3 protein-coding genes, 2 tRNA genes, 2 rRNA genes and 1 pseudogene (1 of these 8 running past the window's edge) are annotated in these 9,916 nt (G+C 58.9%); 6 read left to right on the top strand and 2 right to left on the bottom strand.

Annotated features, from left to right (window positions below; all coding sequences use genetic code 11):
- The 4 genes from OKW29_RS33350 to rrf all read left to right on the top strand — a co-directional run.
- Positions 1 to 12, top strand: a tRNA-Ile gene (locus tag OKW29_RS33350) (it extends 65 nt beyond the left edge of the window).
- Between the two features lie 53 nt (positions 13 to 65).
- Positions 66 to 141 (top strand) — tRNA-Ala (locus tag OKW29_RS33345).
- A 344-nt stretch (positions 142 to 485) separates the two neighbouring features.
- Positions 486 to 3,471 (top strand): 23S ribosomal RNA (locus tag OKW29_RS33340).
- Positions 3,472 to 3,698: 227 nt separating this feature from the next.
- A 5S ribosomal RNA gene (rrf, locus tag OKW29_RS33335) occupies positions 3,699 to 3,812 on the top strand.
- 123 nt (positions 3,813 to 3,935) lie between these two features.
- Here rrf and OKW29_RS33330 read toward each other — a convergent pair.
- Positions 3,936 to 4,491 (bottom strand): annotated as a pseudogene (locus OKW29_RS33330) (transposase); the annotation flags it as partial.
- Positions 4,492 to 4,593: 102 nt separating this feature from the next.
- Positions 4,594 to 5,790, bottom strand: coding sequence for a M20 aminoacylase family protein (locus OKW29_RS33325; protein WP_429293990.1), 1,197 nt, complete (start codon positions 5,788 to 5,790; stop codon positions 4,594 to 4,596).
- A gap of 187 nt (positions 5,791 to 5,977) precedes the next feature.
- Between OKW29_RS33325 and OKW29_RS33320 the strand changes: the two genes are divergently transcribed.
- Positions 5,978 to 8,056: a molybdopterin-containing oxidoreductase family protein gene (locus OKW29_RS33320; protein WP_429293989.1), complete on the top strand. Its 2,079-nt coding sequence runs from the start codon at positions 5,978 to 5,980 to the stop codon at positions 8,054 to 8,056.
- A 147-nt stretch (positions 8,057 to 8,203) separates the two neighbouring features.
- Positions 8,204 to 9,877, top strand: a complete 1,674-nt coding sequence (locus OKW29_RS33315) for a long-chain fatty acid--CoA ligase (RefSeq protein WP_429293988.1) — start codon at positions 8,204 to 8,206, stop codon at positions 9,875 to 9,877.
- The last annotated feature ends 39 nt before the right edge of the window (positions 9,878 to 9,916 follow it).

Below are 9,916 nucleotides of genomic sequence, written 5' to 3'. Positions count from 1 at the left end.
CCAGACCCACCACGGTCTTGTCTGGTGAGCTGAAGGGCTGGGGCCGCTGGAATATCTGTGGGACTGGGGGATTAGCTCAGCTGGGAGAGCACCTGCTTTGCAAGCAGGGGGTCGTCGGTTCGATCCCGTCATCCTCCACCAATCCTCAATGCGCAGGGTTCTGCATGAAGGCAGAGCGTTGCGCATTGGCGATTGAGCCAGTCAGAGCGGTATGAGGCACAGGCTTCATACCGGCTGCCGTTCTTTAACAATCAGGAAGAAGTAGTAAAGAGATTCACGAAAGGCGCCTGGAGATGGGTGCCGAGTAGGTGAATCAGGGTTGTGATTGTATCGATGTATTTTAAAGGTGATCGAAAGATTGCTTTGGAATACGGCGCAACACGAATACTCAACCTGTAGCGAGTGCGTCTATCCCCTCCGGGGATGGGACCCACGTAAGCGCTAAAGCGCTAACGTGGGTCGACACAGAGACACACCCGTTATAGGGTCAAGCGAACAAGTGCATGTGGTGGATGCCTTGGCGATCACAGGCGATGAAGGACGCGGTAGCCTGCGAAAAGCTCCGGGGAGCTGGCAAACGAGCATTGATCCGGAGATGTCCGAATGGGGAAACCCACTCCTAATGGAGTATCCGTAGCTGAATCCATAGGCTACGTGAAGCGAACGCGGTGAACTGAAACATCTAAGTAACCGCAGGAAAAGAAATCAACCGAGATTCCCAGAGTAGTGGCGAGCGAAATGGGATCAGCCGGTACACGTTATCCGTATTGTTAGTCGAACGCTCTGGAAAGTGCGGCCATAGCAGGTGATAGCCCTGTAGACGAAAACAGCATGGAAGAACTGGGTGTACGAGAAGTAGGGCGGGACACGTGAAATCCTGTCTGAAGATGGGGGGACCATCCTCCAAGGCTAAATACTCGTGATCGACCGATAGTGAACCAGTACCGTGAGGGAAAGGCGAAAAGAACCCCGGGAGGGGAGTGAAACAGATCCTGAAACCGCATGCATACAAACAGTCGGAGCCCCGCTTTAAGCGCTTTCGGCGCATTCATGAAATGAATGCGTCAAAAGACATCAAGTCTGAAACATGACCACTGCGCGCTTGAAGTGGATTTAAGCGCGAGAGCGCTTAAAGCGGGGTGACGGCGTACCTTTTGTATAATGGGTCAGCGACTTACATTCAGTGGCGAGCTTAACCGATTAGGGCAGGCGTAGCGAAAGCGAGTCCGAACAGGGCGTCCAGTCGCTGGGTGTAGACCCGAAACCAGGTGATCTATCCATGGCCAGGTTGAAGGCACGGTAACACGTGCTGGAGGACCGAACCCACTAACGTTGAAAAGTTAGGGGATGAGCTGTGGATAGGGGTGAAAGGCTAAACAAACCTGGAAATAGCTGGTTCTCTCCGAAAACTATTTAGGTAGTGCCTCGTGTGTCACCTTCGGGGGTAGAGCACTGTCATGGTTGTGGGGTCCATTGCGGATTACTACGCCATAGCAAACTCCGAATACCGAAGAGTGCAATCACGGGAGACAGACATCGGGTGCTAACGTCCGGTGTCAAGAGGGAAACAACCCAGACCGCCAGCTAAGGTCCCCAAATATGGCTAAGTGGGAAACGAAGTGGGAAGGCTAAAACAGTCAGGAGGTTGGCTTAGAAGCAGCCACCCTTTAAAGAAAGCGTAATAGCTCACTGATCGAGTCGTCCTGCGCGGAAGATGTAACGGGGCTAAGCCATATACCGAAGCTGCGGATGCACAGTAATGTGCATGGTAGGAGAGCGTTCCGTAAGCCTGCGAAGGTGCACTGGAAAGTGTGCTGGAGGTATCGGAAGTGCGAATGCTGACATGAGTAGCGATAAAGGGGGTGAAAGGCCCCCTCGCCGTAAGCCCAAGGTTTCCTACGCAACGTTCATCGGCGTAGGGTGAGTCGGCCCCTAAGGCGAGGCAGAAATGCGTAGCTGATGGGAAGCAGATTAATATTTCTGCACCATTGTGAAATGCGATGGGGGGACGGATCGCGGAAGGTTGTCCGGGTGTTGGAAGTCCCGGTCCTTGCATTGGAGAAGGCGCTTTGGCAAATCCGGGCGCGCAATTCAAGGGTGCGAGGCGAGTCGCCTAGGCGACGAAGCAACTGGAAGGGGTTCCAGGAAAAGCCTCTAAGCTTCAGTTTCACAGTGACCGTACCGCAAACCGACACAGGTGGGCGAGATGAGTATTCTAAGGCGCTTGAGAGAACTCGGGAGAAGGAACTCGGCAAATTGGTACCGTAACTTCGGGATAAGGTACGCCCTCATAGCCTGACTGGCCTGCGCCAGAAGGGTGAAAGGGTTGCAATAAACTGGTGGCTGCGACTGTTTAATAAAAACACAGCACTCTGCAAACACGAAAGTGGACGTATAGGGTGTGACGCCTGCCCGGTGCCGGAAGATTAAATGATGGGGTGCAAGCTCCTGATTGAAGTCCCGGTAAACGGCGGCCGTAACTATAACGGTCCTAAGGTAGCGAAATTCCTTGTCGGGTAAGTTCCGACCTGCACGAATGGCGTAACGATGGCCACACTGTCTCCTCCCGAGACTCAGCGAAGTTGAAGTGTTTGTGATGATGCAATCTCCCCGCGGCTAGACGGAAAGACCCCATGAACCTTTACTGTAGCTTTGCATTGGACTTTGAACCGGTCTGTGTAGGATAGGTGGGAGGCTATGAAGTTGGGACGCCAGTCTCAATGGAGCCGTCCTTGAAATACCACCCTGATCTGTTTGAGGTTCTAACCTTGGCCCGTGATCCGGGTCGGGGACAGTGCATGGTAGGCAGTTTGACTGGGGCGGTCTCCTCCCAAAGTGTAACGGAGGAGTACGAAGGTACGCTAGGTACGGTCGGAAATCGTGCTGATAGTGCAATGGCATAAGCGTGCTTGACTGTGAGACTGACAAGTCGAACAGGTGCGAAAGCAGGTCATAGTGATCCGGTGGTTCTGTATGGAAGGGCCATCGCTCAACGGATAAAAGGTACTCTGGGGATAACAGGCTGATACCGCCCAAGAGTTCATATCGACGGCGGTGTTTGGCACCTCGATGTCGGCTCATCTCATCCTGGGGCTGTAGCCGGTCCCAAGGGTATGGCTGTTCGCCATTTAAAGAGGTACGTGAGCTGGGTTTAAAACGTCGTGAGACAGTTTGGTCCCTATCTGCCGTGGGCGCTGGATATTTGAAGGGGGCTGCTCCTAGTACGAGAGGACCGGAGTGGACGAACCTCTGGTGTACCGGTTGTCACGCCAGTGGCATCGCCGGGTAGCTATGTTCGGAAGAGATAACCGCTGAAAGCATCTAAGCGGGAAACTCGCCTTAAGATGAGATATCCCCGGGGCTTCGAGCCCCTTGAAGGGTCGTTCAAGACCAGGACGTTGATAGGTCAGGTGTGCACGTACAGTAATGTACTGAGCTAACTGATACTAATTGCCCGTAAGGCTTGATCCTATAACAGGTGTGTCTCGACCCGCGTTAGTGCTTGAGCACTGACGCCGGTCCGATCCCCGAAGGGGATTGGTGTGAACTCCCGCGGGAGCTAACAGAAACGCACGGTTGGGATTCAGCGTTGTGCCAGAAACAACACAACCCCCCACACTCGAATCCTTTACGCTTCTTCCCGATTGGCTGTGGCGCAAGCGGTTGACTCCAACCCTGCGACGCAGCAACCCGTCATGCCTGATGACCATAGCGAGTCGGTCCCACCCCTTCCCATCCCGAACAGGACCGTGAAACGACTCCACGCCGATGATAGTGCGGATTGCCCGTGTGAAAGTAGGTAATCGTCAGGCTCCTCCCCAGTCAGAAACCCCACCCGCCGCGGTGGGGTTTTTGCGTTTTCGCGGCCAAAATTAACAAACAGCATTGAAGCAAGCGACACCTCCGCCCGCCTCAACGCCTTTCAACTCGTTCTCCCGCTGCCGACGCAATATACCCCAGACCCGGCGATAACCATAGCTCGGCAGGTCAGTGACGCTCAGCCGTATTTCTTCGACCAGCCCGGCATCGTCCGTCTTCCTGGCGCTGCGTCCATCCTGCCAGTCGGCTGTACGTGCAAGCCTTGCCGCCACGTTTGAGCGCGCTACGCCGAGAACGTCGCAGACCTGCTTCACTGCTCGTCCCCCGGCAATGAGGGTGAGCGCGCAATCCATTTTCGCGACTTCGCCACCTCCACCGCCTCACGGAGAATCTCGTTCTCCATTGTCTTTTTGCCGAGCAGTCGCTGGAGTTTGCCGAGCAGTCGCTGGAGTTCCCTGATTTGCTTCAGCGCATCGCTCAGCTCCGACGCTGGTACGACTTCCTCGCCGGCACTGACAGCCGACAGGCTGCCATCCTGATACAGCTCGCGCCAGTGAAACGGCTGGTTCGGATTCACGCCGTGCTGGCGTGCAACCATCGAGACCGACTTGCCCGGCTCGAAACTCTCTCTCACCACCGCCGCCGGCGTTCCGGTCCCATCAACACTTCCATCACTTCTTGTTTGTTGTTAGTCAAAAACACAGTTGTATGCCTACCCGCTATTTTAAGTGGGAAACTGTGTCCGGCGATTCAGGGGGCCGCTCCATCAACTCTCTACTTCCCTTGCGCCAGAAACTTCTGCGCCAGTCGGACCCAATACGTCGATCCCACCGGCAACAACTCGTCGTTAAAGTCATAACTCGCGTTGTGCAGCATACAAGGGCCCGCGCCGTGGCCCGCCTCGCGGTGGCCGCCATCGCCGTTGCCCAAAAACGCATAGCAACCCGGTTTCGCCAGCAGCATGAACGAAAAATCTTCGGCACCCATGGTCGGTTCAACCGCGTCATCGACATTTTCCGCGCCAACGATCTCTTTCATGACCGACGCCGCAAAACGCGCTTCCTCGCTGCTGTTGATCGTCGGGGGATAGTTCCGGTGGAATTGGATCTGAACGGAGCAATCGTATGCTTCGGCTGTACTGTGCGCGATCTTGCGCATGCGTGACTCGATCAGGTCGAGCGTTTCTGTAGTGAAGGTCCGAACGGTCCCCGCGATCCATGCGTCGTCCGGTACTACATTGACCGCATCGCCCGCATGTATCTGCGTTATCGACAATACCGCAGTATCCAGCGGCTTTTTGTTTCGCGTGATGATGCTTTGCAGCCCGTTGGCAATTTGCACCGCCGCAAAGACCGGATCACGGCCATTGTGCGGTAGCGCTGCATGCGAGCCGACGCCCTTGATTTCGATGCGAAATTCATTGCTCGACGCCATGATCGGGCCTTCGGTCACGCCGAAGTGGCCCGCCGGCATGCCCGGCCAGTTGTGAATGCCAAACACGGCGTCCACGGGGAATTTGTTGAACAAGCCGTCGTCCATCATAGCCTTCGCGCCGGCGCCGCCTTCTTCAGCCGGCTGGAAAATGAACACGATCGTGCCGTCGAAAGCACCATGTTTGGCCAGGTAGTGCGCGGCACCGAGCAGCATCGCCGTATGTCCGTCGTGCCCGCACGCATGCATCTTGCCGTCGTTCGTCGACCGATGATCGAAGCTGTTGAGCTCCTGGATCGGCAGCGCGTCCATGTCGGCTCGCAGGCCAATCGCGCGCGAGCCGTTACCTCGCTTCAATACGCCGACCACGCCCGTCCTGCCGAAACCACGGTGGGTCTCGATGCCCCAGGACTCGAGCGAACGCGCGACGAGATCAGCAGTCGCCGTCTCTTCGTAGCGCAGCTCCGGGTGGGCATGGATGGTTCGTCGAAGGGTCTGGATTTCGCCGCGAGCGGCCTGAATTTCGGGGATGAGTTTCATGATGGAGTGATTATGCGTTTGTGCTTGACGAGCATGAGATCGCCGCGGACCACGTCGGCCCGGGCACTGCGGATTATTCATTCTACGCCGAAGGCATTTTTGGTGGCGCCACCGAGGTCGGCGGCCTATAGACGTAATAAAATTCCACTTTGCGCGACCGCTTACTGCTCGCCAGGACACATTGCCGATGAACGCCCCGATCGAATTCGCGCGCGCCGTGTGCCCGCACGATTGCCCCGACACCTGCGCGATGCGCGTGACCATCGACAATGGACGGGCGATCAAGGTCGCCGGCGATCCCGACCATCCGCCGACTCAGGGCGTGCTGTGCACAAAGGTCAGTCGTTACGCGGAGCGTGTATACCATCCGAACCGATTGACGACGCCCATGAAGCGTGTCGGCCGTAAGGGCGAGGGCCGTTTCGAGCCAATCAACTGGGACGAAGCGTTCGACCTTGCCGCAAGCCGCCTCGGCGAGATTGTCCGTCGCGCGCCGGAAGCGATTCTGCCTTACAGCTACGCGGGCACGATGGGCTTGGTGCAGGGCGATAGCATCGCGCAACGCTTTTTCCACAAGCTCGGCGCATCGCAGCTGGATCGCGCGATTTGCGCGGCGGCCGGCGCTGCCGGCCTCAAATACACGTACGGCGCCGGCATCGGTATGCACATCGAGTTTTTCGCCGAGAGCGAGGTGATCCTGATCTGGGGAGCGAATCCGATCGCATCGAATCTGCATTTCTGGACGCGCGCGCAGGAAGCCAAACGTCGCGGCGCCCGGCTGATCGCAATCGATCCGTATCGCTCGCTGACCGCGGAGAAATGCCATCAACACATCGCGCTGAAGCCGGGCACAGACGGCGCTCTCGCGCTCGGCATCATGAACGTCCTGATTACCGAGAATCTGCTCGACTACGAGTACATCGCGGCGCACACGCTGGGCTTCGCCGACTTGAAGGTGCGTGCGCTCAGCTATCCACTGTCTCGGGTTAGCGAAATCTGTGGCGTCGAGGAAGAGGAAATCGCCGATCTTGCGCGACTTTACGCCAGCACGCGGAAAGCCGCGATCCGCTTGAACTACGGTCTGCAGCGGGTGCGTGGCGGCGGCAATGCGGTGCGCGCAATCGCGTGTCTACCGTCGCTGACCGGCGCATGGCGTGAGCGCGCGGGCGGGGCGCTGCTGTCGTCGAGCGGTTGGGCACCGGTCGACTCGCACGCGTTGCAGCGTCCCGACCTGATGCCGGGTTGGCCGTCGAAGCCGAGCCGCGTGATCAATATGAATGCGATCGGCGACGCGTTGCTGCATCCGGGCGACGCGACGTTCGGCCCCAAGGTCGAGGCGATCGTGGTCTACAACTCGAATCCGGTCGCGGTCGCACCGGACTCCGAACGCGTCGCGGCGGGTTTTGCGCGCGAGGATCTGTTCACGATCGTGCTCGAGCATTTCCAGACCGACACCGCGGATTACGCCGACCTGCTGTTGCCTGCCACGACGCAGCTCGAGCATCTCGACGTGCACAAGTCGTACGGTCACACGCACGTGATGGTCAACCTGCCCGCCATCGCGCCGTTCGGCGACGCACGGCCGAATACCGAGATCTTCCGCAGCCTCGCGCGCCGCATGGGCATGACGGAACCGGCGCTCTTCGACAGCGACGAAGCCGTCGCGCAAGCCGCATTTTGCTGGGACGACAAGACGCTGGACGGTGTCGACTGGCCGATGCTGAAGCAAGCCGGCTGGGCCCGTCTCAATCTACCTGACGCGCCATTTGCCGACGGTGGTTTTCGCACGCCATCCGGCAAGTGCGAGTTCTACAGCGAGCGCCTTGCGCAACAGGGCCTCGACCCGCTGCCGGACTACCTGCCCCCCTACGAATCGGCCGACGGCGCGCCCGAGCTGGCGGCCCGCTATCCGCTCGCGATGATTTCACCGCCCGCGCGCAACTTCCTGAACAGCACCTTCGTGAACATCGAGAGTCTGCGCGCGACGGAAGGCGAGCCGCATCTGGACATCCACCCTGCCGACGCGCACGCGCGCGGCATCGGCGACGGCGATCAGGTGCGCATCTTCAACGACCGCGGCTCGATGCAAGCGCGTGCCCGCGTGACCGACCGGGCGCGCGAAGGCCTGGTCGTCGGGTTGTCGATCTGGTGGAAGAAGCTCGCGCCGGACGGCCGCAACGCGAATCAGTTGACGAGCCAGGCACTCACCGATCTCGGCGGTTCGGCGACGTTTTACGACTGTCTCGTCGAAGTCGAGCGGGCCTGAAAGCCGCGCCGCACATTGAAGCTGGCGCCCAGCCTCGCAAGTTCGAGGCTGCCGTCTAACCTCATCGCTTTGCCCATTGGCCGCAATATGCCCATGCTACGATGCGTTTTTAGCACGACCATTCGAAAATAATTCAGGAGACGCTGCATGGAGAAAATCTGGCTGAAATCTTATCCGCCCGGCGTTCCAGCAGAGATCGACCCGACACGCTATTCGTCGGTGGCCGAGTTGCTCGAGGAAGCCTTTCGCGAACACCGCGCAAAGCCGGCGTTCGTGTGCATGGGCAAGCAGATCAACTACGGTGAACTCGACGAGCTTTCGCGCAATCTTGCAGCGTGGCTGCAGTCGAAAGGGCTCACGCGCGGCTCGCGTGTCGCGATCATGATGCCGAACGTGCTGCAGTATCCAGTCGCGCTCGCCGCGATTCTGCGCGCGGGCTATGTGGTCGTGAATGTGAATCCGCTGTACACGCCGCGCGAACTCGAGCACCAACTGAAGGACAGCGGCACTGAGGCGATCATTCTGCTCGAGAATTTCGCGGGGACCTTGCAGGCAATCGTGCGCAATACGCCGGTCAAGCATGTGGTCGTCGCGGCGATGGGCGACCTGATGGGCATCAAAGGCCCGCTCGTGAACTTCGTCGTGCGCAAGGTCAAGAAGATGGTGCCGGCGTGGAGCCTGGCTGGGCACGTCAAGTTCAACGACACGGTCTCGGAGGGCGCACGTCTGACGTTCAAGCCGGTCCAGCAGGGGCCCGACGATATCGCGTTCCTGCAATACACGGGCGGCACCACCGGCGTGGCCAAGGGCGCGACGCTGCTGCATCGGAACCTGATCGCGAACGTGCTGCAGTCGGAGGTCTGGCTCAATCCGGTGCGCGCGAACCGCACGGATATCGATCAGTTCATTACGGTCGTCGCGTTGCCGCTGTATCACGTGTTCGCGCTGACCGTGTGCGGGCTGCTGACGATCCGCACCGGCGGTCTCGGCGTGCTGATTCCGAATCCGCGCGATATCCCCGGCATGATCAAGTCGCTTGAGGGGTATGCGATCACGACGATTCCCGCGGTCAACACGCTCTACAACGCGATGTTGAACAGCCCCGACTTCCACAAGCTCGACTTCTCGAAGCTGCTGACCGCGAACGGCGGCGGCATGGCGGTGCAGGAGGCGGTCGCGAAGCGCTGGTTCGAGCTGACGCGCACGCCGATCGTCGAGGGCTACGGGCTGTCGGAAACGTCGCCGTGCGTGACCTGCAATCCCGTCACCGCCACCGGATACAACGGCACGATCGGTCTGCCACTGCCGTCGACCGAAGTCTCCATCCGCGACGACGAAGGCAACGAAGTGCCGCCCGGCCAGTCCGGCGAGATCTGCATCCGCGGCCCGCAGGTGATGGCGGGCTACTGGAACAGGCCCGACGAAACCGCCAAGGTGATGACGGCGGACGGCTTCTTTAAATCAGGCGACGTCGGCATCATGGGCGCGGACGGCTTTGTGAAGATCGTCGATCGCAAGAAGGACATGATTCTGGTGTCCGGCTTCAACGTGTATCCGAATGAAGTCGAGGACGTCGTCGCAAAGCTGCCGGGTGTGTTCGAAGTCGCGGCGGTGGGTGTACCGGATCAGCATTCCGGCGAGGCAGTGAAGCTGTTCGTCGTGAAAAAGGATCCGTCGCTGACCGACGAACAGATCTTCGCATACTGCAAAACGCAACTGACCGGCTACAAGCGGCCGAAGGTCGTCGAATTCCGCACCGAGTTGCCGAAGAGCAATGTCGGCAAGATCCTGCGCCGCGAGTTGCGCGACGGCAGGGCTTAAGCGAGCGAAGAACAAAAGCCCGGCGCACGAAAGTGCCCG

The sequence above is a fragment of the Paraburkholderia sp. CI3 genome (assembly GCF_050436505.1).
In the GTDB taxonomy this organism is placed as follows: Bacteria; Pseudomonadota; Gammaproteobacteria; order Burkholderiales; family Burkholderiaceae; genus Paraburkholderia; species Paraburkholderia tuberum.
Note: the sequence above shows the minus strand (reverse complement) of the source record. Positions and strands in the feature narration are given on the sequence as shown.